Raw genomic sequence first — 24,609 nt, forward strand, 5'->3', positions numbered from 1 at the left:
CTGAGTGGCGCATCGGCCTTGGCGTCGCTGGTGGCGGCGTTGCCGGCGAGGTCGCGGGCGAAGCCGGCACTGATGTCGAGGGTGTCGGCGCTAGGGCTGGAGCCATAGCCAGGGGTGGCGTAGAGCGCGGCGGCCTTGGCACTGGTGAGCACGATCGTCAGGTGGCCGGCATCCGTGACCTTGGCCGAGGCGATGTCGGTCACGCTAAAACGGACGTTGGCGGTAGCGGCGTCGTCGCCATCAATGTCCCAGACGAGCTTGCTCCAGTCGAGGCGCCCCTGGATGTCGGTGTTCGCGTTCTCGCCGGGCTCCAGGAGGGTGTCGAAGTGGGCGCCGTTCAGCACGAGGGTGCGGCTGGCCTCGGTATAGGCGCCGCTGGCGATGGTGGTGGTCGGGGCGCTGTTGAACGCGGTCAGCACCACATCATTGCCATCGCCGCCAACGTAGGAAATGGTGAAGTCGGTGCCGCCAACCGTGACGCTAGCGCCTTCGGCCAGACCGCTGAAGGTCCCGGTGACGGCATCGCTGCCGTCGTTGTCGATGATGACGAAGCTGTCGCCGCTGGTGGGCGTGAAGCTGTTGATCAGAGCGGCGTTCAGGGTGGCACCGCCGAGGTCGACTGTGCCGGTGACCTTGACCTGATCGTATTGGGTCGCAACGGTGGTGCCGCCCAGCTCGACGGCGTAGATGGCACCGCTGGCGAGGCTGAGGTTGCCGGTATCGAGATCGCCAGCCCCGTTGCCGGGCGCGAGGGTGCCGGCGCTGAGGGTGAGGTCGCCGACCTTTCCGTTACCGCCGAGGGTGCCGGCGCTGACGTTTACTGCGACGGTATTGGTGGCATTTTCGATCAGCACCAGGCCGGCGCCGCTCTTGGTCAGGAGGTCGCTGCCGGTGATGGCTCCGCTGAGGGTCAGCGCATCGCCGCTGGCGCTGTTGTCATAGCTGAGGGTGCCGCCATTGAGGTCGAGACTGATGGCGTTGTCGATGGTCTGAGCGCCGGTGCCGGTTACGGTCAGCGTGGCGTCGTTCGACAGGTTCACCGCGCCGCCGCCGAGGTTGGCGTCGCCACCGATCGAGAGGGTTCCAGCCGAGACGGCTGTAGTCCCCGTGTAGCTGTTGTTACCGGAGAGCGTCAGGGTGCCGGCGCCAACCTTGGTGAGGCCGCCGCCCTCAGAACCTTCGGAGATCACGCCCGAGAAGGTGGTGGAACTATCGTCGCCGCCAACCGTCAATACGCCGCCGTTGACGTCGATGCCACCGGCTCCGGCGATAGAACCGACCGTTTCCGAGCCAACACTGTAGAGGGTCGCCCCAGAGGCGACCGTCACTGCACTGGTGTCGGCGATGGCCGAGCCGCCCGACGCCACCAGTGTTCCCGCCGAAACCGTGGTGGCCCCAGTGTAGGTGTTGGTCCCCGTCAGGGTCAGCTCGCCAGTCCCCGATTTAATCAGCCCGCCCGTGCCGCCGATGATGCCGGAGAAGCTGGTGTCGGTCGCTTGGTTCACAGAGAGACTGTTGGCGCCCAAGGCGACACTGCCAGCGCCGCTGAGCGCGCCGATGGTCTCGTTGGAGGCGAGCTGGAAGTTGGCACTGGACGCAACCGCCACCGCTCCGGTGTCGGCGATGGCCGCACCACCCGATACGACCAGGGTGCCGAACGACACCGTGGTCGCCCCGGTATAGGTATTCGCGCCCGAGAAGGTCACCGTTCCGGCGCCCGATTTCGTCACCGTGCCGGTGCCGCTCAGCACCTCCGCATAGGTGCCGTCCGTGCTCTGGTCGAATACCAGCTGGCTGTTGTTGGTGATAGCCCCCTGCAGACTGGATGTGGTGCCTTGAACGATGCCGTTGTTGATCTGGGTTCCGCCGGAATAGCTGTTGGTTCCGGTCAGGGTCAGGGTGCCGGCGTTGATCTTGGTCAGCATGCCCGTGCCGCTGATGTCGCCGCTGATGGTGAGGACGCCGCCGCTCGTGGTGTTGAACCGGGCGCCGCCGCTGCCGATGGCAAAAGCATTGTCGATGGTAGCGGTCGCGTTGCCGGTGTCGAATATGGCGTTGCCTTCCAGGGTCACCGCGCCGCTGCCCAGGGCCGAATCGGCCGCCACCGACAGGGTGCCTGCGGACACCAGGGTGGTGTCGTATCCGCCTCCCCACGTGCCAAGGACCAGGGTTCCCGCGCCGATCTTGGTCAAGGCCCCCGAGCCGCCGCTCATGCCTTGGATCGTGAGGGTGTCGCCCGCGCCGTTGGTGACGGTCAGCGCACCTGAGACAGTCAGGGTGCCATTGTTGTAACCGAGGGTCAGGGTGCCGACCGCGTCGGCGTCGAGGGTGGTTCCGCCCACTAGGGTCGCGTCTTCATCGCTCGTATAGAATTCGATCGTCTGGCCGTCGAGGGAGGCGTCGAAGACGATCGTCTTGCCTCCGCCCACAGCGTAGAGCGACGCCTCCTGGAGGCTCAAACCGTTGCCGTCGGCGACGTCTGCGGCGTAATCCGCACCCAAGGTGGCATCAACGCCGCCCACACCATCCACAGCGTTCGTCGTCACCACGAGCGCATCCGATACCGTCACCGCGATCGCCTGATCCTGGCTCAGTCCGTCGCCATCGGTGGCGCGTACGATCACCGTGTAGGTGCCCGCCGTGAGTCCGGAGGGGCTCGCCGCCGTCAGCGCGGTGCTGGCCACGCTGCCCGCGTCGGCGATCGCGAACAGGTTGCTGCTCGTCACATCCGCGCTGGACGGATCGGTCACGCCGACGATGCTGAAGGTCCAGACACTGTCGTCCACGTCGCTGGCGGACAGCGTCGCCACCGACGTACCATCTCCGTCATAGGTGCTGAGCGAACCGCTGCTCGGCGACACGGCGCTCGGCGCATCGTTGACCGCTGCCACCGCGATGTCGCGGGTGTTCGATCCCTGGTTCCCGGCCCCGTCGATCAGGCTGTAGGTCACCGTGCGGGCCGAAGTGCCAGGGTTCTCCGACGTGCTGTGGTAACGGATCGCATCGATCACGTTTTGAATATCCGTCGCCGTAGCCGACGACAGGAAGCTCAGTGTCCAGGTTGAATTATTGGTGACGCTGGAGGCCGTGACCGTGCCAATGGTGGTGCTGTCCGAACGCAAATCGGTGCCGTTGATATTGATGCCGGTCGAAGTGCCGGTGGCCAACGACAGCGTATCGGTCGCTTCCGCGTTGGCGGAAATCTGCACCGTCAGCACGGAGGAACCGGGGGTTCCGATCTCGATCAAAGTGGCACCGCTGTCGATCGGCGTCGCAGCGTCGTTCTCGGTGTAGCTCAGCGACCCGTTGTTGGTGGAAATCACCGGGTTGGCGGTGTCGAGAATAAGGGTCAGTGAGCTGCCAGCGGTGCCGATGTTGCCAGCGGCATCGGTGATCTTGGCGGTCAGAACCTTGGTGCCATCGCTCCCCAGGCCACCGCTTGCGATCGTGAAATCAACGTATCCGTTGCTGATGTCGGTGGCATCGAGCGTCTTGGTCCTGGGTGTTGCCAACGAGGCGCCGCCCAGCAGCAGTTCCAGCGAATCGCCCGCCACCGCGTCGGAGCCGCTGAGGGAGACCCGGAACTTTGGTGCAGTGGCGTTGGTGATGTCGTCGCTGTTGTTAGGCCCGGTGTCCGAAGACACGTTGAGGTCGGGCGCACCGGGCGCGCCGGGCGCCGTCGTGTCGATCACGATCGCCTTACTGTTGCCCAGCGAGCCGGAGGCGCCAGGGGCGGCCAGCGTCAGCGCGGCCGCCGCACCTCCGCTGGTGGCATTGATCGTGCCGCTGTTCAGCGCCAATGCGCTGGTGGACAGGTAGTCCAGATCGAGCGAGGTATCACCGGCCTGCACCGTATAGGTGAAGGTCAGCGTGGTACTGCCCGAGCCGCTCGCATAGTCCACCGTGCGGTCGGTGGTGCCGGTTTCGAGCGTCAGTTGCGGCGTGCCGGTGACGTCGACCGCCTGGGAGAAGGTCACCTGGATCGAGATCTGATCGCCCGCCTTGTAGGCGCCATCGTCGGAGGAGGAGGTGACGCCCGTAACCGTAGGATTGGCCGTCGAGGTGATGGTCGCGCTGTTGATCTCGAAGCTCGCGCTCGAATTCGTCGCGTGCAGCGCCAGGTCATCGCTCGCCCCGCTGTTGGTGTATTGCAGGGTGAGGCCGGTGAAGGTTACCGCACCGTTGGATGGGGTCAGGGTGACCGTGGCGTTGTCGGCGTCTTGGTCGCCGCTGGTGACGGACAAGCTATTGACGGTGCCATCGACCGTGCTGTCGTTGGGGTCGGTCACCGACAGGGTGATGTCGGTGGCATAGTCCGCATCGACGCTCCCGTCGTCATCGACCGCACTGACCACTGGGGCGGTGGTGAAGCTGGTGCTCTGACCACTGGCGATCGAGGTCGGTGCCGGCTGGGTCGAGAAGACCAGCTTGGTCGCGACCACGTCGGGATCGATGTTGGTGGAGGAGGCCGAACTCAGAGCGCCGCTGGCGGCGGTCAGGGTGAAATCGGCGTCGGCGTCGGAGGCGGCGGTGTATTCGACATCGGTGAAGGTCGCCACGCCCGCCACTGCGGCCAAGGTCGTGGTGCCGCCGAGCGTGCCCGCACCGTCCTCGGTCAAGGTGACGTCGGAAACGTAGTCCGCGTCGACGTTCCCACGCGCATCCACTGCCCGCAGAATCGGCTGGGTGCCGAACGCCGTGCCGCTGGTTACGGTGCCCGACGGCGCTTGCGCATAGACCAATTGGGTGGCAGTGACATCGACGGCAGCGCCGGAGCCATTGCTGACATCGTTTTGTCCGCTCGCCATGGTCGAACTGCCGGAGCCGGTGGTGAAGTTGGCCGCGTTGGTGGTCAGGATCAGCGTATGACCCTCGGTCATGTCGTTGCTGGTGGTGTCGTCGTCGTAATAGGCGCTGATGGTGTAGGTTTCGTTACCGCCATCGGCCACGGAAATGTTCAACCCGGAGAAAGTGATCTTGTCGGTGCCGCTATCGTAGGAACCGCTAACGTTGTTGGCGTCGGGGCCATTGAGCAAAAAGACCATGTTGCCCCGCTCGACGTCCGTGGTGGTGCCGCTCACATCGACCGTGAGCGTCGTCACTGCGGTGGCATTGGTGTCCACTCCAGCATCTGTGATGGTGAAGTCAAGGAGCTGCGCCGCAGTTCCGGATGTGGCGGCCGTGGTGGCAAAGAGAGAGGGTTCGGTCAGGGATCCGCTTTCGACCACGGTGGACGTGGCGTCTGTGCTTGATGTTTCAAAAACGATCGTATCAATAAATAATTCGCCTCCCAGTTGGTTACCGCTGCTGCTGGTCGAAACGTTGTAATTGGTGTCCGTTGGATGCGTGATTCTCTGAAAAGTGAAGCTGGTTACGCCGGTCCAATTTACGGTGACTGTCGATGACTCGCTGTCGATATTGGAAATTGAGGTGTTTACTGCCGAATTTGCCCCTCCGCTCGGGGTCAGAACGTAATACTCGCTGTTGGCACCGGTGTCTCCGTAACTTGTTCCAACAACAAATGACGTAACGTTCGTTGCGGATGAGAAGGTGACCGTCAGTGTCGTCACCTCAGCGGTGGTATCTCCATTCTCGTTGTTGGCGACATTGCCGCTTGTACCGCCGAAATTGCTATAATCATTGACCTTGACATCATTGATGTTGGACGAGACCGTTGCGGTGACGCCCTCAACCGTTTGGGAGATGGTCTGCCGCCCATTGGCCGTCCCGGTCGTTACAGACGAAAAATCGAACGTATTTGTCGTCAATGTGCCAGAGAATTCGCTCCAGACGGACGGCGCAATGACCGGATGAGATCGTTTACTTTGCTCGCCGACTACATATTCCAGATTCCAGTCGCCCCCAAGCGCTGCGTTGCCTGTCAAATCGTCCGACGCTACAACATTTGCTCCGGTTATCGCCGCCAAACTGGCAACAAGCGTCTTTCCTGCTTCCTCCGCAGCCACATTGCAGCCATAAACCAAGATGTCTCCATCCTCCGTCAGAGTGGCCCCGATAGTGGCGAGCAGGTCTGTCTTATCGTTCAGGTTGGTCGTGGAGAGCGTGGTGCTGCCCAGTTGCAAGCTACCCGAGGAGCCGTGGGAAAGGATATGGATGGCGTCGATGCCGCTGCGTCCGGCAAGAATGCCGGCGATTTGCGCCAGGCCGTCTTGCGCCGCATCAAGCACATGCACTTCCACATTGGGGTCAATGCCGTCGAGCAGGATTTGATAATCGGCGATATTGCTTTCGACAAAGGCGACTTCCTGATGCCCACCGGTCCGTTCAGGGTTTGCAGAATGGATCATGCAAGAGAGAGGCGTATCGGCTTGAGTGGTCATGGTAGGCACTGTGGCTCCAGAGAGAATCAGCAGGTGGTCGGTGTTGCTAGAGCGTTTAGGACAAGGCGGTTCACGGATCCCGCTTGCGGCAGCGTCCGGTGAGACCTCCGCAGTCCAACACCGAGCGACACTCGCTGCATTCCAGCCGAGTATATCGGCTGGCCGATGAGAATCATCAATGAAACGAGCGGCGCAAGGGTGACGGTGGTCACAAACAAAGGCTTCGAGTCGGATATCTTGGGCGCCGCAGGCGTTTCCGAAACAGGGCGCTTGATGTTGGCCGCATTCCTTCTCTCCCCAAGCGCCTGAAACGCTAAGCAATTTTCACCTAAGAAAATCGGGAATCTGTTCTTACTGCAGCGGCGCCTTCGCCTTATCCACCTCGGCCAGTCGACGATTGACCGCCAGGTATTGGCGGACCGCCGCGTCGCGATGCTCCGTCGACGCTTGCCGTCCCTGCTCCCGATACGTCGCACAGGCGTTCAGGGCGAGCGCCTGGCCTTGGGTCGGATGGAATCCCAGCTCGCCCTCGGCGAAGACCGCTCCGATCCGGTGCCTCACCGCCTCCGGCACCGCTCCGCGCGCCAAGACCGCGCGCGCGGGCCGAAATCCCTCGCGGCGGTTGAGCGCGATCATGTAGTCGTTACCCACTTGCAGGCGCAAGCCGATCCCGTCCACCTCGGACAGCAGGGGGAAGTCGGGGGCCAGCGAGGGAAACAGGTGATTGGGGTAGATTCGGCCACCCCAGTAGGATTCGGCGATGCGGGCGAACTGGTGGAAATCCGCGACGGCTACCAGCCCGCTCGCGCTGAAGGGCAGGATTTCGACCTGTGGCTTGGCGGGATCGACGCTGTCGTTGGCGACGTCCAGATACCAGGATCCGAGTTGGAAGGCGTTCTGGAAATATCGATCGCGCAGCACGCCCCACACGGAGCGGAGACTGCCGCCTGCAGTGAGGAAACGGCACAATGCCTCGAAACCGAGCGCCGCGTCGCGGGGCAGGCTCGGCGCCTGATCTTGCTTCAGCCAGGCGCGCATGAGCTGGAGCGCGCCCTGGGAGATCTCCAGGCACTGCCCCAAGGGATAGGGTTTTCCGCCCTTGATCGGCTGTTTGGCGCCCAAGATCCGATCGACTTCGGTGCGGACACACTGCCACAGCCGCATGAGGACCTCCCGATGCGGTTCCAGCCAGGTGGCCGTCAGGGCCTGTTGATCGGGCGAGGGGGCGCGCGGTTCCTGAGGTAGCATCGGAAAGTCACCCGCTGTTTGCCGAAACATAAGGATCGATCGACATGTTCCCTCCGAGCAATACTGTAGCCGCCGATTCGAAGGCGCCAACAGCCGCCGCATTGATCGCAGAGGCCCAGCAGCGTCTGGTCCGTTCGCCGGAACGGGCGGCGTTGGACTTCGCGGCGGCGCTGGCTCGCCCGCCCGACGCCCCCAATGCCCCCATCCCACTCCAGCGGGTGCAGCTGGGCTTCTGTCTGGCGCTGGCCCATTATCGCCTCAACCAGACAGCCGAGGTTCTGGCGGCGACGCGACCGGCGCTCGATCTGGCAGCGACCCTACCCTGGCCAGCGGCAGCGCCAACGAAAGCGCCGCCATTCCCCCCGAGAAAGGCATTGCGTCTGCTGGAGAAAACGCTCGCCGCGCTCTGCGCAGCGGGCATCCGCGCCTTCCCGACCGACGGCACCCTGCTGGGACTGACCCGCGAAGGGCGGTTGCTCGACGGTGACAAGGATCTGGACGTCGCCCTGCCCTTCCCCGAGCTCGAGCGGGCGCTCGCGCTCTTGCCGTCGCTGGGCTGGAAACCGGCCTGGATCCCGCTCGACGCGGTCAATTTCCGCGCCTTCGTGCACCGCGACACGGGCATCACGCTAGACCTCAACGGTCAAACCTTCGATAAAGAGCGCGGCAAGGTGATCGGAGGTTGCTGGCCGCCCGCTGGCCGAGAGCCGCCTGCTGGAGTTCTCCGACTTCACGCTGGTTCAACGACCGACCGCTTGGGGACCGATGTGGATACCGAAAGATCCGCACATCCTGCTCGAAGAGAAATACGGGCCGGGCTGGAGCACGCCGGATCCCGAATACGAGTGCTGGTTCAGCAATCCGGCACTGGTACGGTTCAACGACTTTTCACGAGGGCTCGGCTATCTGCGACTGCTGGAGGCATGGTTGCAAGGCAAACGGAAGCGATTCGAACGCCTGCTGGACTCGCTTGCGCAGCGCGATCCGCATGATTTGGCATTGCCGGCCTGGCGTTCTCATCAGGCGACTGATGCTCCAGCATCCAGCCTGGTCGGCGGCACCATTGGCGTCTACGATCTGCTGCACGTCGGGCACCTGCGATTCCTGCAAACAGCCAGATCGCGTTGCGACCGGCTCAAGGTGGGGGTCGCGACGGCAGCGACGGCCTGGCGCAGCAAGGCGGCAACGCCGGTCATTCCGGACGAGGAGCGTCTCGAATTGATTCGCGGTCTGGCATGCGTCGATGAGGCCGACCTATTCGATGGCACGCTCGCGGACACCACCCCCGCTGCCGACTGGATCGCGTCCTGGGGCGTGCAGGTCATGTTCGTCAGCGACGAGTGGGCGGGCTCGCCACGATGGCGCGACCTGGAGCCCGCATTGGCCGCAAGGGGGATCCGCTGCGTCTGGCTGCCCTACACGCAGGGCGTGTCCAGCACTATCATCAAGGAGCGCATACGCGATACGCCCGTTGCCGGCGGCAACTCACCAGGCTGAGCGCCCGCAGAGCAAAACGCCCCTTGCCCACCACTGCCGTCTATGCGAACGTCCGTGGGCGCACCCCAACTCACTGAAAAGGAATGCATCATGGCCGATGAAGAACGCATTGCCGCCGAAGCAGCAGAGGAATTGACCTTTCCCAATGGGATCCCAGGATTCGAGGATCACACTCAGTATCGGCTGACCTACTCGGACATCGAAGCAGGTCGAGTCTATCGGTTGCAGTCCTGCACATCTCCCGACGTCATCTTCACCCTGGTCGACCCGAACCTCTATTCGTTGAACTACGAGCTGCAACTGACCGACGAGGAAGAGGCCTTGCTGCAAGCGGAGCACCCGGAGCAGATCCTGGTGCTGCTGATCGTGTGGAAGCCGGAAACGCCATCTCCAGACAAACCCGGGCTGCACGCCAACATTACGGGTCCCATTTTGATCAATGCCGATAAGGGACTGGGGATTCAGAAGGTGATCGACAAACCCAAGCTCGCACTGAACATCTCCGCCTGAGCCACAGCCACCGAATCAGGTGCCGCGCTCACGCACATGGCGCCAGCCCCATCGAACAGCACTGCGAATCAAGCGCGCGGAAGAGGACCCTCGGCGGCACAGAGACGTGTCGCCGAGGTGGGCGAGAACACCAGCCATCGTCATCAAGCCGCCGACAGGGGTGCCGCCAATTGCGACTGAACGCCCCGAGCCCAGGCGAATGCTTCCAGGAAATAGGCGGAGAGTATCTCTCCACTCAGTCCGAGCGAGGGAGGAACAGGACCGAATGCATTCAACTCCTCAAAGCGCACGGCACTGGCCAGCACCTGACCCAGCACGCCCTCATGCGACAGGATCGCATCCTTGAGGGCGTCATCCAGTGGCAGCGAGGCGAGCGCCTCGACGAGCGGAATCTCCAGGATCTCGTCGAGGTTGAAGAAAAGCCCCACCGTGAATAGGGCGTCCTTCTCGCGCGGCAGATTGCGCTCTCCGACGATCTGACAGTAACGGGCATAGATCAGGGACCGGGTGACGGAATAGGGCGTCTGGGTGCTCAGCGTTCCTAGGGCCACCAAGGCTGCCCATTGGCGGATGGTGCGCAAGCCAACCAGGGAAATCGCCTGCATCAGGTTGTGAATGGTGCGCCCCTGCGTGATCGACGCGCCGCTGAGGAAACGCAACAGTCGGTAGCTTAGCGCGACATCCTGGGCGATGAGACGCTCCACCTCCTGCAGGCTGAGATCGTTGTCCTGCAACTCGGCCAGGAGCCGCATCACGCGAATCTTGTCGGCCGACGGTCTTTTCCCCTCCATGACGCGCGGCCGAGCCAGGTAATAGCCCTGGAACAGATCGAACCCCATGTTGAGACACTGAACGAACTGGATGCGGTTCTCGACCTTCTCGGCCAGCAGTCTGGGGCCCTCGTTCTTGAAAACCGACGCGTACTTGGCGCGCATCGCGTCCTCGTCGTCCCCCTGCACATCGAGTTTGACGATGTGACAGATCCGAAGCAGCGGCTCCCAACTCGACTGGAATACGAAATCATCGAGCGCGATCTTGAATCCCATATCGACCAAGCGTTGGACGGACTCGATCAATTCGGGCGTCACCTGCACGCTTTCGAGGATCTCCAGCACCACGCGGTCGGGCGGCAGGGCCTGGATGACATCGCTCGTCAACATCCCCTCCGTGAGATTGATGTAGAGCAGCTTGTCACGTCCGAGCTTATCGACGCCGATGTCGGCGAAGGCATTGAGAATCACCTGAGAGGTCGCACAATCTCCGTCCACACCGCTGCCTTCGAAGCCGCCTCCGGTTCCGCTACGAAATAGAAGCTCGTAGGCGACCACTTGACGTTCGCGATCGAAAATAGGCTGAACACCGAGGAAGACATTGGTCATGACGGATGTCGATCAGATGGAAGCACAAAACGAGAAACCACAAGACACGGCGGTAGACATTCGAATCCACGCAACGCAAGGAACGCGGAGATGGAAAAGATCCGTTTGGATACTGGCACTGTTCGGCATCCTGCTCTCATGGGGGATATTGGCGATGGCGGTGGAAGAACCCAACTACACGCTGGTCCAAAGCGACCCGGATTTCGAGCTGCGGCGATACGCCCCGTACCTGGTCGCCGAGACGCGGGTGACGGGAGATTTCGACTCGGTCGGCAACCAGGCGTTCCGTATTCTGGCCGGCTATATCTTTGGCGACAACCGCAGTCAGACCAAGCTGGAAATGACGGCACCAGTCACTCAAACGACCGCAGAGGGGACTGGAGAACGGCTGGAGATGACCGCCCCGGTGATCCAACGCTCGGACGGCGACGGCACTAGCGGAACCTATGTCCTGAGCTTCGTCATGCCGGCCGGCTACCGGCTCGACACCCTGCCCGTTCCAACGGATCCGCGCGTGACGCTACGCGAGGAGCCATCCAGATTGATGGCGGTCCGGCGCTACTCGGGACGCTGGACCCGATCCAACTATCTGGAGCAGGAGAGCCGCCTGCTGCGTGGGATCCGGCAGGCCGGACTGCAACCGATCGGAACGCCCCGCTATGCCCGCTACAACCCGCCCTTCACGCCTTGGTTCCTGCGGCGCAACGAGGTCATGGTTGAGGTGGCCGAGCCTTCAGCGCCCTGATTCGGTCTCGAAACGCGGAGCACGGTTGCCAAATCGGCGACGAACCTCTACCGTGCAGCGCCTTCCAACCCATACCAGGATGATTTCATGTCCGATTTCCCGCCTTGCCCGCTCTGCGCCAGCGAAAACACCTACTCCGACGGCACGCTCTACGTCTGCCCGGACTGCGCCCACGAATGGTCCCCGGACGAACCGAACGATGCCGCCGAGACGGACGGCGCGGTACGCGATGCCAACGGCAATCTGCTGGCGAACGGCGATTCGGTGGTCCTGATCAAGGACCTGAAGGTCAAGGGCAGCTCGACCACGCTGAAGGTCGGGACCAAGATCAAGAAGATCCGGCTCGTCGGCGGCGATCACGAGGTGGATTGCAAGACCGACGCAGGCAGCTTCATGCTCAAGGCCTGCTATCTGCGCAAGAGCTGAGACCGGCGCCCCGCTTCCGATCAGCGGTTGCCGATCAAGACATAGACGGTGCTGTCGCCGTCCCCGGACAGCCCAACTCCCAGATAGGCAGGCCCCAGCCACGTATCGGATCCGAAGAAGAAACTTCCGCCATAGCGCGTTTCCCCCTCGTTGAGAATGACGTCGGTATCACGCCCCTGGGTGTGTAATACGCCATCGTCGACCCAACCGGCCTCCAGCGAGGCGCCGAGATAGAGTCCGCGTCCAAGCGGCGGAGGCAGGGAGGCGATCTGGCGATAGAAGGCCAGCCCGGCGAAGGCCATGTCGTTGCCGCGAAACTGGTCGTTGGCATAGCCGGAGAGCTGGAGGAACCCGCCGAGCGGAAACTGATCCTGATAGAGCATCTCGGCGCCAAAGCTGGTCCCCGCCTTGAGGGTTCCGGCAAGGGTATTGACGCCGAAGCTGCGCGCGGCCGTTGCCTTCAAGGATGCCCGGGTATAGTCGACGTCCGCCCCCATCGCCTTGAGCGGAGAGAGCGTCTCCAAAGAGATCCGCAAACCGGAGCGTGGAGCGGCCACGCTGTCCAGCGTGTCATAGAGCAGCCTGACGCGCAGGCCGGAATCGGTGGTTCCTCCTTCCGGCAGCTCGGTCGATCCGGTATCGAGATCCATTTGAGAGTGTCCATAATAGACGCCGGCCCGCACCTCGATATCGGCAATGTCGGTTCCCAGATCCGCCCCGAGGAGCAGTCGGGTCAGATCGTAGCGCGCAACGCGCTGATCGCCGATGAAGACGCTCTCTGGGCTCATACCGACATCGACGTAGGGCGCAACGAACAGCGCGCGGTCGAGGCTCAGCGGCTGATAGAACTCGGAGTAGAGCCTGGGGGCATTGCCGACCGTCAGGGCACTACTCCACTCGGCTCCCAACCGATTGACCCAGGTCTGATCGTAGGTGGCACGCAGTCCGAACCGGCTGTCGCCCAGATTGTCGTTCGAGAAGCCGAGCCCTAATCCGATATAGCCTGGACCCCAGGCCTTCTCGACGGCATCCACGATCAGCAGATCCGAACCGCCGCGCTGGGGCTGGAAGCGGTAGCTGATGCGCTCGAAGTCGCCTCGACCGTAGAGCATCTGAATCTCATCGACCAGTTGCTCGCGATCGAGCGGCTGATACTCCTGCGACTCGACCAGCCCGTCGAAGAGCCCTGGATTCACGCGCTTCAACCCCTCGACCCGAACGTCCCCGACCCGTCGAACCGGATCTCCAGGTCCGAAGCGCTTGGCCTTCCAGGCCGCATACTCGGCCTTGCTCAGACTGAATCGACGCAGCTCGCGACGCACCTTGGAGGCCGCAACCTCGCCGGTCGCGATGGCCTCTTTGGCACGATTGAAATCGCTCGACGAGATGTCGCCCAGATCGGGCAGGATCAGCAGATCGCATCCCTTGCGCAGCTCGCCGAGCGAGACCTTGACGTTCTGCTCGGTCAGAATGGCGATCATCTGACCCGTCACGCCGAGGATGGAGCCCAACTTTTCGCGGGGCAGATAGCCCGAGCCCAGATTGACTGCGATGATGACATCGACCCCCATGGACCGGGCCACGTCCACGGGCAGATTGCGCACCAGCCCGCCATCCACGTAGATGTGATCCTGCCATTCCATGGGCGCGAACACACCGGGCACCGACATGCTCGCCCGCATGGCGACCGGCAGGGGGCCTCGGTCGAAGACCTTCATCTCACCGTTTTCGAGATTGGTAGCGACGGCCCGGAAGGGGATTGGCAGATGATCGAAATCGGACGTGGTCTCCACACCCTTGACCAGATCGTTGAAGAAGAGCTGCACCTTCTGCCCGGAGATGGCGCCCTTGGGCAGGCGCAACCGGCCGTCATTGACACCGAGCGAGAAGTTCCATTTCGCAACGGAAGAGGACTCCTTGCGACGCTCGGGCCAATCCTTGCGCGCAGGATCGTCGTCGAAGAGATCGTTCCAGTCGACCTGCGTCACACGGCGCTCCAGCTCCCGCGCCGACAGCCCGGCCGCATAAACGCCCCCGACCAGAGAACCCATGCTGGTGCCGGCAATGGCATGGATCGGGATCCGCTCCTCCTCCATCACCTTGAGCACCCCGATATGGGCCGATCCCTTCGCCCCGCCACCGCTCAGAACCAAACCAATCCGCGGATGCTCGGGCAGATGACAACTCGCCGCCAGCACGCCTCCCGAGAACAGGGTCGCCAGGGGGACCACAAGACAGAGTAGAACGGCGAGAAGGACGCCTAGAGGCTGTTTCATCTGCAATCCCACCATGAACGCCGAAGGCCTAATAGATGGGCGCGGAGTCTAACGGACGGATCGCAATGGGGAAAGCAGCCCTCCCCCGTTTCCCGGACGAACGGGCTCAGTCGAACAGACGACTCAGCAGCGGCCGGGTCAGCCGCCGAAGGAGCAGATAGAGCGCGAGGCCGAGCAGGTCGGCGAGGAGATCCCAGCCGGATGCCTCGCGATAGGGCAGAACCGCCTGGACCAGCTCGATCGCGAGACCAAAGAGCGCCAGGCCAACCAGTCGCGGACCGAGCAAGGCCGGCGCGGGCCAGGCAAGCTCCGCCAGCCCGGTCAGAACCAGGAAGGCGAGCAGGTGGTTGGCCTTGTCGTAGCTCAAACCAGGCGATTCATCGAACTCGGCGAAGGCGAGAAAGGCAATGAGCGACAGGGACGCGACGAAGGCCATCCTGAATGCCGGCCGCAATGAATCCAACGACATAGTGTGTGACCGGAGCAGAATCGGAAAACCCGCATTCTAACGGCACGGAGCCACTGGTGAGACCGACGGATGTCGAACAGGTGCGTCCGGACTGACGGCATCCCCGGGCTTCGCCCTCTCCACCCGGGCGACGAGTCGTGCCCGTGGCCCGGGGGAAATCCGGGGATGCCGATGGTCGGTCAGAAGGTTTTGACGATCTCCAGACCGATCAAATGGGCGTCCATTTCATAGTCGCCGTTGAGCGCAGTGGTTCCATTCAGATCCTTGCCGGCATAGGGGGTACGGCTGCGGTACTTGCGTTGATCGGCGAGCACGTACATATAGCCGGCCTCAAGCTGGAAGCCGTTGCTGAGCGACTGGGCGACGCCGATGCTGAAGAGGTGGCGATCGTTGTCCGGCACGCGGGCGCTGAAGTGGCTGTCGCCCTGCCCGGTTTCATCATAGGCATACCCGAAGCGCAGCTGGGTCTTGTCGCTGAGCTGATAGGTCGCGCCGATGCGATAGGCATTGGCGTCGTCCCAATCGTTCGAGTCGCTGAAGATCACATGCCCCGAGTTCTTTGCCGTCGCCTTCAGGTCGTTGAATTCGCTCCAGCCGGTGCGCGTGATGTCGAACTCGACGGCCAGGCGCGGATTGAAGGCGTAGCGGGCACCCACCTGCAAGCGCCAAGGCAGATCGACGTCCAGTTCGGCCGACTGTCCGGGAGACAGCACACCAAGCGCGACCAGGGTCGCGCTCTTGGGCTCGAAATCACCATCGAGCGACACGGTCGCCGCAGAACGATAGGAGGCACCTAGACTCCAGGGACCCTCGCGGTAGATAGCGCTCAGGTTGAAACCAACACCGGTACCGTCCCCGCTCAGCTTGCCAACGGTGGAACTCAGCTGGGCACTCTTCGCCCAATAGACGTCGAGTCCGGCGGCAACGGCGAACTGATCGTTGACGCGATAGCTCGCGGTCGGAGAGAAATCCAGAATCTCCAGCTTGCTGGAGGTCGGATGGCCGAGCGGGACATCCGGATCGAGCGGCGGCGGTACGGGCAGTCTGCGCGTCCCGCTGACGGCGGGAAAGGTTCCGTCCTCCCAGCGCGTTTCAAGCCCGAAAGGCGCGGTGACGCCAAAGCCGAGGCTCCAGCGGTCGTTGACCCGCAGCACCGCCTGGAGCTGCGCCGAGGACAGCCAATCGGCGCCCTGGCTGTCATGATTGCCGCTCGCCGTCTTGACGCTGAAGCTGGGGCCGATGAGGATGGTGCCGGCCGAAATGCTGGAGCCTTCCTGGAAGGCCATGATGGCCGGGTTGTAGGCGATGGCACCCACTTCCTCGGTGTTGGCGACCACCGCGTTCGCGGTACTCAAGCCGACGACCGAGGCCTCCGGCAGCAAGAATCCAGCCGCATTGGCCGATTCTTGGGCGCCAAGCGCTCCTGCAGCGAGCACGCAGGCGATGGAATAGCTGATCCTGTTGTTGAGCATGAGGCGTTTCCTTCGATAAGGATAATTGAGTTATGGGTCCGGTCTCACGGCCTCGGAAAACCACCCTCATCCTCAACGCCATGCGCGAACCGCAGCATCATGACCGGCTGCTGCAACGCAACATCAGACTGGGCTCTCGCGGACCTCCCCGGCGGCAGTGGTGAAGCCTTGGAAGATCGCCATCTCTCGCTCCTTGTGAGGGTTTTCGGCCGCGACGCACTGTATGCGAAGCCTCACGTCAATTCCATACTTTGTTGCGGTTTTTTGTCATGTATGTGAAAAGTGACAGACACCTGGAATCCCTCATACGTGTAACGCACCCGTCCGGGTTCCGTCACGCGCCCGAAACTATCTGGAACCACCCGGGCTGTGATATAAGCGCCTTCTATTTGGGTATCTGAATTTCGAGTGGTATTTGGATGGCCGATCGCAGACTTCAGGTATTTCATACAGTCGCGCGGCTGCTGAGCTTCACCAAGGCCGCCGAGACGCTGCATATGACTCAGCCGGCCGTGACCTTCCAGGTCCGCCAGTTGGAAGAGCATTTCAACACCCGCCTGTTCGATCGCACACACAACCGCATCAGCCTGACCGAGGCCGGACGCGCCGTCTTCGCCTCCGCCGAGCGCATCTTCGAGCTCTATGCCGAGATGGAAAACACGGTACGCGAGATCACGGGCGCAGTCAGCGGCACCCTGACCATTGGGGCCAGCACCACTATCGCCGAATATATGCTGCCGCCACTGCTGGGAGAGTTCAAGGAACGCTACCCGGACATCGTCATCCACCTCAAGGTCGCCAATACCGAGGGGATCGTCTCCATGGTGGAGAACAACACCATCGATCTTGGCGTGGTCGAGGCGCCGGTGAGCAACAAGAATCTGGTGGTCGAGGTCTGCAAACAGGATCAGCTGTTCGCCATCGTGCCACCTGGGCACCCGCTCGCCGACCAGGAAGCGGTCGATCTGACTCAACTGCTGCAGCATCCCTTCATCTGCCGCGAGGAAGGCTCCGGCACGCGCGAGGTGATCGCCGACTACCTACAGGTTCAGCACGACTGTAACGCGACGTTCAATATCGCGATGGAGCTCGGCAGTCCGGAGGCGATCAAGGGCGCGGTCGAGGCGGGAATGGGCGTCTCGGTGGTCTCAGGAACGACCATTTGGAAGGAACTCAAGCTGGGCACCCTGGTCGCGCTGCGGCTCGACCCGCCGCTCAACCGTCCCTTTTCATTCGTTCACCAGAAGCAGAAATTCCGATTGCGCGTGATGGAGGAACTGTTGGAATTCGCCCGCGACTATTGCCGCGACCAATGCGCGAGCCGCTGATCGGCGCAGCGCGCCGGCCGACGCCCACGTCAGAGCCTGAAACACAGCCAGCCGGAACCCAAGAAGAATGTTGACCCAGCAACGCGGATCCGCCGACGAACGCCGCCTTTCCAAGCTCTTCCGTACACTCTCGCCCTCCGATAAAGACAGCCTACTCGCCTTTGCCGAATTTTTGGTCCAGCGAGACCGGACCGAGCCGACAGAAACGGTTCCGCGCGAGCCGAAACCCACGATCCGGCCCAACGACGAGACCGTCATCGGCGCCATCAAGCGACTCTCCCAGAGCTACGATATGCTAGAGCGCGAACGGCTACTCAACGAAACTTCGGCCCTCATGTCCGCGCATCTGCTGCAGGGGCGCGGTGCGACCGAGGTCATCGACGATCTGGAGGCGCTGTTCGCCCGTCACTATCAGGAATATCGGTCCAAGTTCCCGGCCTGAAGGCCCATACCGACACGCCCCAAGCATCAGCCCCCATGAATATCGTCTCACACTGGTTGCAGCGGAATCTCGCTGACCCGCAGATCGTCTTCCTGGCGATGCTGCTCCTGTTCGTCTTTGCCGTCGTCCTGACCATGGGACATATGCTCGCCCCGGTCCTGGCGAGCATCGTCATCGCCTATCTGCTCGAAGGGCTGGTCGTCCAGCTCGAACGGCGCGGCCTGCCCCGGTTGCCGAGCGTCCTGCTGGTCTACATGCTTTTTCTGCTGTTCGTGGCCCTGGTGCTGCTCGGGGTCATGCCGCTGGTATCGCGTCAGATCACCGACCTGGTCCAGCAGCTTCCCAATATGATCTCGGACGGGACCCAGGTCCTGATGGACCTGCCCGCGCGCTATCCCGACCTGGTCACCCAGGCCCAGCTCGACGAGCTCATCGCCTCGCTACGCTCCGAGGTGGTCTCTTTCGGCCAGCAGGTGCTGTCCTGGTCGCTGTCGAGCGTAGTGGGCGTCATCACCATCATGATCTATCTGATCCTGATGCCCCTGCTGGTCTTCTTCTTCATGAAGGACAAGGGGCTGATCCTCGACTGGTTCCGCAATCGGCTGCCTCGGCACCACGGGATCGCGGGCGACGTCTGGAAGGACGTGGATCGTCAGATCTCCAACTATGTGCGCGGCAAGGCGTGGGAAATCCTGATCGTCTGGGGGGTGAGCTACGCGACCTTCTCGGCCTTCGGACTCAAGTACGCCATGTTGCTGTCCCTACTGGTTGGACTCTCGGTCATCATCCCCTACATCGGCGCCGCCGTCGTGACCTTTCCGATCCTCATCGTCGCCTGGTTCCAATGGGGCTGGTCGAGCGAATTCGCCTGGCTGACCTTCGCCTACGGCATTATCCAGGCGCTGGACGGCAACGTGCTGGTGCCGGTGCTCTTCTCGGAGGTCGTCAATCTACACCCGGTCGCCATCATCGTCGCCATCCTGGTATTCGGCGGGCTCTGGGGATTCTGGGGCGTCTTCTTCGCCATTCCCTTGGCGACCCTGGTCCAATCCATCATCACCGCCTGGCCCAAACGCCTGGAGATCCCCGAAAACACGACCAACGCCCCGTAGCCTGGGTGGAGCGCAGCGAAACCCAGGATGAGCACGCCTCGGCGGCATACCCGGGCGCCCGCTTCAGCCGTCCGCGCCGCCTCGGTATTTCTTTTCGCAGCGCACGACCAGGTCGACCGTGACCTGAGGCATGCCCTCCTTCGCCGCCTCTTTCTCGATAATGCGGCGGATCATGGGACGGATGAACACCGGGGCCTCGTGGACCCGATCCTGCGCGTCGGCGTTCCAACCGACCCCGAGCTTTTTATTGAACCAGCTTCCCGGCGGCGGGGGTGGTTCGATCGTATCGGCGATCGAGAGACCCGGATCGCCGCCGAAGGCCGCCTCGGCCAGGACGTTGGACATGGTCTCGCCGAAGGCCCGGGTGAAGACCGGAAAGGCGGGATCGTTGCGGAAGATCTCCTTCTTGAGCTCCAGGATGGTCTGGCGACGCGCCTGGACCGAGGCCGGATCGGAATCGCGCCCAATCGGTTCGATGTAGCTCCTCACCCAGGTCTCGACGACCGCCTGATAGGCGGCGAAGAAACCCTCAGGATCGAGCGGCTTGAAGGCACAGTGCAGCATGTAGGGAGAGGAGACCGCACTCAGCCATTCGAGCGGGGTATCGGGAAGGTCGAGTACGGGCCGATAGGTCTCGGCGACGCTACAGAAGGGGCTCAGGTCCATCCCGGACGAGCTGGGCGCCAGATCCAGCGTCAGCAGCGTCCGCTCGGGCGGCATGCCGCCGACGTGCAGCAGAAAGGCGGGAATGTCGAACTCGACCCGTGGAAAGGCGAAGATCACCAGGCCGACACGGCCGGGTTTGAGCGAATACTGGCTCACCATCACACGGTCGAGCTTCTCGCCGCAATAGACCCGCGCCCGGCTCCAGATTCGCTTTCCCGGACTCTCGCGCCGGGCGTTGTATTCGGTGAAGTCCTCCAGGTCGAGAGAGGTCTTCAGTCGATCGAGGAACAACGCCTCATGGCGATTCCAGGTCGTCGCATCGGGCTCAGCCGGTCTGTCCGCGCTCATCTCCACCTCTTCATCGGACTCAAGGGCGAGGACTATAGCCGTGGCGGGGGGCATCGCCAAGTTAAACCATCAGGAATCCCGAGCCCGGATCAGAGCGCCTGATCCCGAATCAGCGACAACATCTCATCGTAACTGAGGCGTCCGCCGTCGCCCGTGCCTTCCAGCAATCCGTCGGCGAGGTCGCGCTTGGAGGCGTGCAGGGCGAGGATCTTCTCCTCGATCGTGCCCTTGGTCACCAGGCGGTAGATGGTCACCGGACGCTCCTGACCGATGCGGTGGGCGCGATCGCTGGCCTGGTCCTCGACCGCCGGGTTCCACCAGGGATCCATGTGGATGACGTAGTCGGCGGCGGTCAGGTTGAGGCCGGAACCGCCGGCTCGCAGACTGATGAGGAAGAGGTCGCCCTCGCCGGCCTGGAAGGCGGCGACGGCGGCCTTGCGCTTGTTCTCGGGCGTAGAGCCGTCGAGGTACTGGTAACCGATTCCGCGCGCGTCGAGATAGGCACGAATGATGGAGAGATGGTCGACGAACTGGCTGAACACCAGGGCCTTGTGGCGGTTGTCGAGCAGATCGTCGAGGATCTCGCCGAAGGCGTCCAGCTTCGCGCTCGACAGTTCGCTGTCGGGCAGGACCAGCTTGGGATGGCAGCAGACCCGGCGCAGACGCATGATCTCGGCGAGCAGTTGCATGCGCTTCTGCCCCGGATTGGCGTCCTCGGTTTCGAGCCGCTCGATGGCCTCGCGACGCACGGCCTCGTAGAGCGCGGCCTCGGCCTGTCCCAGCTCCAGCTCGATGGCGATCTCGGTACGCGGCGGCAGCTCGGTCAGCACCTCGCTCTTGAGTCGGCGCAAGATGAAGGGGCGCAACAGCTGACGCAGCCGCTGACGCGCACCCGAGTCCTGATGCTGCTCGATAGGGTTGGCGAAACGCCGGTTGAAGGCTTCGAGCGAGCCGAGCAGTCCGGGATTGATGAAGCGAAACAGGTTCCAAAGCTCGCCCAGATGATTCTCGATCGGCGTGCCCGTGGTGATCAGACGGAATCCGGCTTCGAGCTTCATGATCGCCTGCGAGCGCTTGGTCATGGCGTTCTTGAACACCTGGGCCTCGTCGGCCACGATAGTCGCCCAACGCAGCCCGGCGAGCCGCTCCCCCTCGGTCTGCACCAACCCGTAGCTGCAAACGATGAGATCGAAGGGACCGGCCGACTCCAGCATCTGCTCGCGGTCGCCGTCGCCGAAGCGCTTGGGATTCAGGGTCGGCGCGAAACGGCGAGCCTCGGAGATCCAGTTGGAGCAGACCGACATGGGTGCCAGCACCAGGGTCGGCCCCTCGGTCGCACGCGAGAGCACCAGCGCCAGGGCCTGTAATGTCTTGCCGAGCCCCATGTCGTCGGCCAGACAGGCTCCAGCGCCCCAGTGGGCCAGACGCGCCAGCCAGCGGAAGCCCTCGACCTGATAGTCGCGCAGCTCGGCCTGGAGGGTCGAGGGCAGGCTCGGCTCCAGGTCTCGAACCTCGGCCAGTCGCTTCAGGGTCGCCTGCCAATGGGCGTTCTTCTTGACCGACATCCCGTCCAGATTCTCGTCGATGACGCCTGCCGCCAACGGATGGAACCGGCCGTCCTTGTCGGTCAGCCCGGCGAGATTCTCCAGACGACGGCGCAAGGCATCGCTCAACACCATGAACTCGCGCTCGCCGAGCCGCACGAAACGCCCCGGAGACTCCTGGACCAGCTCCAGGAGCTGCTGCATGTTCAGCACGCGACCGTCGTCGAGATCCAGCTCGCCCTCCAGTCCCAACCAGTCGCGCTGTTTGTTCACACCCACCCGCATGCTCGACGGGGTCAGCTCGGAGGTGAGACCGATACGCTTGCCCTCGGGCCATCGCAATGCGACGGCATCGCCAAGCGCATGCAACTGCTCCAGCGCGGTGAGCGCCTCCTCGGGATCCTCCAGGGTCCAGGTCCAGCCGCTGTGTCCGGCAAGGATCGGACAGGCGTCGAGCACCCTTTTGGCCGCGCGGCGCTCGGCGACCAGATCGCGGGTGGTCTGAACCGACCGGCCGTCGATCTCGGCGAAGAGCGTCGCCATGCCCTGCCCCGGCGCCATGCGCGGCCCCTCGTCACCGAGCGGATGCATGAAGAGTTCGAGCGTCAGCCCCTCGCCGAGCGGACTCAGATGCACGCGCGGCAGACAGTCGGCCTCCTGAGTCTCGGCCAGATGCTCGGTTCCACCGATGGCCGAATGCACGGTGAGCAGCGGGGCGATCGCGGCGATGCCCTCAAGAACCTTCTCCTTGCCGGCATGCGGAACGGCGAGTCCATCCGCCCCCAGGATCTCGCCGATACGCCGGTGCGAGGCGTCGAACTGGATCAGTCGCAGACGCTGGCCCGCTTCATCCTGAAGCAGCAGATTCGATCCCTCGGGGGGAAAGGGCGCGATGCGCAGCAGCAGATCGCGCTCGCGTTCGAGCACCTCCAGCGCAGGTCCAGCCGCCACCAGCTCGACCGGCTTGTCCATGACTCCGGGCCGAAAGAGCCGAGGATGCCCCACGGCACCGAGCAGCGCTCCGTCCGAATCCAGGCTGTAATAGACGCGTCCGTAGCTGTACCAGCCCTCCTCGCGCTCCTTGGTCATGCCCGAGAGGATGCGTCTATCCTCCTCCGTGAGATAGTCGAACTCCTCGCGCGACTCGGCCAATCGCTGCAGCGCCACCGGACGCCCCTGGGTCCAGCCACCGCGCTTGGTGCGTTTCTGCTCGCGCGGCTCCAGCACGGCGCGGCAGCCATAGCGGTTCAGCACCCAGCACATGCGCCGATCGGATGCGTTCTGCGTATCCCCCTTGGCATCCGACTTCGCGTGGCCTCCGGCGCCCAGACCCTTCAGCGCATCCAGCGCGATCTCCCAGGTCGACTTGGGCGAGATCAGACCGGCGAACGTGGACAATCCCGCTGGACGCGGCAGCAGACCGTCCAGCAGTGGCTTGCGGCCCAGGGCGGACATCAGGTCCGCGAACTCCCAGGCATACCAATGCACCCCCGCCTTGATGGCGGTCCGACACTGACCGGCCAGCGCATCCAGCGCCTCCTCGCGAGGGTATTCGCCCAGCCAATGGCGCGCGAGCGATTGAAAGAGCAACTCGGGGGGACCTAGCCGCCGCAAATCACGCGTCAGCCAAATTGCATCCTGAAACCGCAGCCGCCCGCCCAGCACATCGGCCAGGCTGTCGAGAATCCGAAAGACCGAACCGAAGGTATCCGGCACCTGGCTGCGCGCGGCGATCTCGGCCTGACGCTTCACCGTGTCGATATCGCTCGGTGCACCCCGGCGCAGCAGCGCGAGCAGATAAAACATACCCGGAACGCCGGGAATATGGAGATTGCGCTTGCGCGTTTGACGCTTCAATGTCGACAGATAGAGTTCGAAGACCCCGAGCGCCTCGTCCTGCCGGCCTTGAACGAAATGGAGCCAGCCGATCAGTGGCAATGCCTGGGGAACGACCCGATCGGACAGGATGCCTCCAGCCTGCGCCAGCTCGCCACACAAGAGATGGCGCTCGGCAAGCGCCAGGGCCGCATCGATATGCTCTTGCGCCAAAGGCGTCAGCATACCGACCGCGAGCGCGTCGAAGTCGGGATCCAAAGCCAGCGCATAGGCCTCGTCCAACAGCTTGGGAGCGAACACCAAGATCCGCAGCGACGGCGGCAAACTCTTGAGCCAGTCGGGGTCCGACGAGCGGAGACATATCTTGACCAGCTCCTGGACCTCAGGATAGGAAACCGGGCGCTCAGTCCCCCTGCCCTCCAGCCCCAACAGCCGCCGCACCTCGGGCTCGTTGCCGCCATAGAGCGCATTGCGCAGCCGTCGCGTCACCCTGTAGGCATCCGGGGTCTCCCAGGAATTGCGCGGTCGGCTGCTTACCTCGGCCTCGCCCGCCGCACGGATCTTCTCGAAGGTGCCCTCGCGCACCGTCTCGCGGGTCAGGATCTCCACCAGCGACGGGGCGCAGATCAGACCTTGACGCGCACGGTCGAGAACCCCCGCGTCGAGTAGACGCTCGCGCAGCGGCTTGGCCACCTGTACCGATAAGAACTGTCCCTCCTGACCGCGCCACGCGAGCCGCCTCAGGATCGCCTGCAGGGTCGTCTGATTGATGGGCTCATAGACCACGGACAGGACTTGCAGGATACGTCGCTCGTCGAGGGTCAGGGCATGAAGGGCTTCGATCGAACAGGTCATCAATAGGGCTATGCAGAGAATTTAGATTAAAGCGGCCAGCGCGAAGTGTAGCGCCACGCCGCTGACAAGCCCTGCCCTGCGGCAGGACAGGTCTCATGGGACCAGGATTTGGCCC

Annotated in this window: 16 protein-coding genes; 8 read left to right on the forward strand and 8 right to left on the reverse strand. The window is 63.2% G+C overall.

Going from position 1 to position 24,609, the window contains the following annotated elements; genetic code table 11:
* Positions 1 to 6,341, reverse strand: a 6,341-nt coding sequence (locus ACFSJC_RS16920) for a DUF4347 domain-containing protein (protein ID WP_386028379.1), incomplete at its 3' end; no start/stop codon positions are given.
* Positions 6,342 to 6,692: 351 nt separating this feature from the next.
* On the reverse strand, positions 6,693 to 7,589 hold the full coding sequence (locus tag ACFSJC_RS16925; RefSeq protein ID WP_386028380.1) for a hypothetical protein: 897 nt from the start codon (positions 7,587 to 7,589) through the stop codon (positions 6,693 to 6,695).
* Between the two features lie 44 nt (positions 7,590 to 7,633).
* Between ACFSJC_RS16925 and ACFSJC_RS16930 the strand changes: the two genes are divergently transcribed.
* From ACFSJC_RS16930 to fliW, 3 genes are all read left to right on the forward strand, one after another.
* A complete protein-coding gene (locus ACFSJC_RS16930) occupies positions 7,634 to 8,581 on the forward strand; it encodes a hypothetical protein (protein ID WP_386028381.1) in 948 nt (315 codons plus the stop codon).
* Entirely contained in the window at positions 8,517 to 9,086 is a 570-nt protein-coding gene (locus ACFSJC_RS16935; protein ID WP_386028382.1) for an FAD synthase family protein, read from the forward strand. The genes ACFSJC_RS16930 and ACFSJC_RS16935 overlap by 65 nt, the downstream gene beginning before the upstream one ends.
* 90 nt (positions 9,087 to 9,176) lie before the next feature.
* On the forward strand, positions 9,177 to 9,596 hold the full coding sequence (gene fliW / locus ACFSJC_RS16940) for a flagellar assembly protein FliW (protein WP_386028383.1): 420 nt from the start codon (positions 9,177 to 9,179) through the stop codon (positions 9,594 to 9,596).
* A 143-nt stretch (positions 9,597 to 9,739) separates the two neighbouring features.
* On the opposite strand, the gene ACFSJC_RS16945 is transcribed toward fliW, so the two are convergent.
* On the reverse strand, positions 9,740 to 10,975 hold the full coding sequence (locus ACFSJC_RS16945; protein WP_386028384.1) for an EAL and HDOD domain-containing protein: 1,236 nt from the start codon (positions 10,973 to 10,975) through the stop codon (positions 9,740 to 9,742).
* A 154-nt stretch (positions 10,976 to 11,129) separates the two neighbouring features.
* Between ACFSJC_RS16945 and ACFSJC_RS16950 the strand changes: the two genes are divergently transcribed.
* Positions 11,130 to 11,720, forward strand: coding sequence for an SOUL family heme-binding protein (locus tag ACFSJC_RS16950; RefSeq protein WP_386028385.1), 591 nt, complete (start codon positions 11,130 to 11,132; stop codon positions 11,718 to 11,720).
* 87 nt (positions 11,721 to 11,807) lie between these two features.
* On the forward strand, positions 11,808 to 12,146 hold the full coding sequence (locus ACFSJC_RS16955) for a zinc ribbon domain-containing protein YjdM (RefSeq protein ID WP_386028386.1): 339 nt from the start codon (positions 11,808 to 11,810) through the stop codon (positions 12,144 to 12,146).
* Between the two features lie 20 nt (positions 12,147 to 12,166).
* Here ACFSJC_RS16955 and ACFSJC_RS16960 read toward each other — a convergent pair whose 3' ends face one another.
* From ACFSJC_RS16960 to ACFSJC_RS16970, 3 genes are all read right to left on the reverse strand, one after another.
* Positions 12,167 to 14,422, reverse strand: a complete 2,256-nt coding sequence (locus ACFSJC_RS16960) for a patatin-like phospholipase family protein (RefSeq protein ID WP_386028387.1) — start codon at positions 14,420 to 14,422, stop codon at positions 12,167 to 12,169.
* A gap of 106 nt (positions 14,423 to 14,528) precedes the next feature.
* A complete protein-coding gene (locus ACFSJC_RS16965; protein ID WP_386028388.1) occupies positions 14,529 to 14,858 on the reverse strand; it encodes a VanZ family protein in 330 nt (109 codons plus the stop codon).
* Positions 14,859 to 15,070: 212 nt separating this feature from the next.
* On the reverse strand, positions 15,071 to 16,363 hold the full coding sequence (locus tag ACFSJC_RS16970) for an OmpP1/FadL family transporter (protein WP_386028389.1): 1,293 nt from the start codon (positions 16,361 to 16,363) through the stop codon (positions 15,071 to 15,073).
* A gap of 419 nt (positions 16,364 to 16,782) precedes the next feature.
* On the opposite strand from ACFSJC_RS16970, the gene ACFSJC_RS16975 reads away from it, so the two are divergent.
* The 3 genes from ACFSJC_RS16975 (at position 16,783) to ACFSJC_RS16985 (ending at position 19,245) form a co-directional block, all read left to right on the forward strand.
* Entirely contained in the window at positions 16,783 to 17,691 is a 909-nt protein-coding gene (locus ACFSJC_RS16975; protein WP_386028390.1) for a LysR family transcriptional regulator, read from the forward strand.
* Positions 17,692 to 17,758: 67 nt separating this feature from the next.
* Positions 17,759 to 18,133, forward strand: coding sequence for a hypothetical protein (locus tag ACFSJC_RS16980; RefSeq protein WP_386028391.1), 375 nt, complete (start codon positions 17,759 to 17,761; stop codon positions 18,131 to 18,133).
* A gap of 35 nt (positions 18,134 to 18,168) precedes the next feature.
* On the forward strand, positions 18,169 to 19,245 hold the full coding sequence (locus ACFSJC_RS16985) for an AI-2E family transporter (RefSeq protein WP_386028392.1): 1,077 nt from the start codon (positions 18,169 to 18,171) through the stop codon (positions 19,243 to 19,245).
* A gap of 63 nt (positions 19,246 to 19,308) precedes the next feature.
* On the opposite strand, the gene ACFSJC_RS16990 is transcribed toward ACFSJC_RS16985, so the two are convergent.
* Positions 19,309 to 20,259 carry a protochlorophyllide oxidoreductase gene (locus ACFSJC_RS16990; RefSeq protein ID WP_386028393.1) on the reverse strand — a complete coding sequence of 317 codons (951 nt, stop codon included), beginning with the start codon at positions 20,257 to 20,259 and terminating at the stop codon, positions 19,309 to 19,311.
* Positions 20,260 to 20,348: 89 nt separating this feature from the next.
* The gene (locus ACFSJC_RS16995) at positions 20,349 to 24,494 is read right to left on the reverse strand and encodes a DEAD/DEAH box helicase (protein ID WP_386028394.1); all 4,146 of its coding nucleotides are present in this window, start codon (positions 24,492 to 24,494) and stop codon (positions 20,349 to 20,351) included.
* Positions 24,495 to 24,609: the final 115 nt, after the last annotated feature.

It is taken from the genome of Thiorhodococcus fuscus (genome assembly GCF_042682685.1).
Taxonomy (GTDB): Bacteria; Pseudomonadota; Gammaproteobacteria; order Chromatiales; family Chromatiaceae; genus Imhoffiella; species Imhoffiella fuscus.

What these genes read in the sequence shown, in the direction of transcription:
- ACFSJC_RS16925 (WP_386028380.1), bottom strand. Translation starts at nt 7,589, where the DNA reads ATGCTACCTCAGGAACCGCGCGCCCCCTCGCCCGATCAACAGGCCCTG.
- ACFSJC_RS16930 (WP_386028381.1), top strand. Translation starts at nt 7,634, where the DNA reads ATGTTCCCTCCGAGCAATACTGTAGCCGCCGATTCGAAGGCGCCAACA.
- fliW (WP_386028383.1), top strand. Translation starts at nt 9,177, where the DNA reads ATGGCCGATGAAGAACGCATTGCCGCCGAAGCAGCAGAGGAATTGACC.
- ACFSJC_RS16945 (WP_386028384.1), bottom strand. Translation starts at nt 10,975, where the DNA reads ATGACCAATGTCTTCCTCGGTGTTCAGCCTATTTTCGATCGCGAACGT.
- ACFSJC_RS16950 (WP_386028385.1), top strand. Translation starts at nt 11,130, where the DNA reads ATGGCGGTGGAAGAACCCAACTACACGCTGGTCCAAAGCGACCCGGAT.
- ACFSJC_RS16955 (WP_386028386.1), top strand. Translation starts at nt 11,808, where the DNA reads ATGTCCGATTTCCCGCCTTGCCCGCTCTGCGCCAGCGAAAACACCTAC.
- ACFSJC_RS16960 (WP_386028387.1), bottom strand. Translation starts at nt 14,422, where the DNA reads ATGAAACAGCCTCTAGGCGTCCTTCTCGCCGTTCTACTCTGTCTTGTG.
- ACFSJC_RS16965 (WP_386028388.1), bottom strand. Translation starts at nt 14,858, where the DNA reads ATGGCCTTCGTCGCGTCCCTGTCGCTCATTGCCTTTCTCGCCTTCGCC.
- ACFSJC_RS16970 (WP_386028389.1), bottom strand. Translation starts at nt 16,363, where the DNA reads ATGCTCAACAACAGGATCAGCTATTCCATCGCCTGCGTGCTCGCTGCA.
- ACFSJC_RS16975 (WP_386028390.1), top strand. Translation starts at nt 16,783, where the DNA reads ATGGCCGATCGCAGACTTCAGGTATTTCATACAGTCGCGCGGCTGCTG.
- ACFSJC_RS16980 (WP_386028391.1), top strand. Translation starts at nt 17,759, where the DNA reads ATGTTGACCCAGCAACGCGGATCCGCCGACGAACGCCGCCTTTCCAAG.
- ACFSJC_RS16985 (WP_386028392.1), top strand. Translation starts at nt 18,169, where the DNA reads ATGAATATCGTCTCACACTGGTTGCAGCGGAATCTCGCTGACCCGCAG.
- ACFSJC_RS16990 (WP_386028393.1), bottom strand. Translation starts at nt 20,259, where the DNA reads ATGAGCGCGGACAGACCGGCTGAGCCCGATGCGACGACCTGGAATCGC.
- ACFSJC_RS16995 (WP_386028394.1), bottom strand. Translation starts at nt 24,494, where the DNA reads ATGACCTGTTCGATCGAAGCCCTTCATGCCCTGACCCTCGACGAGCGA.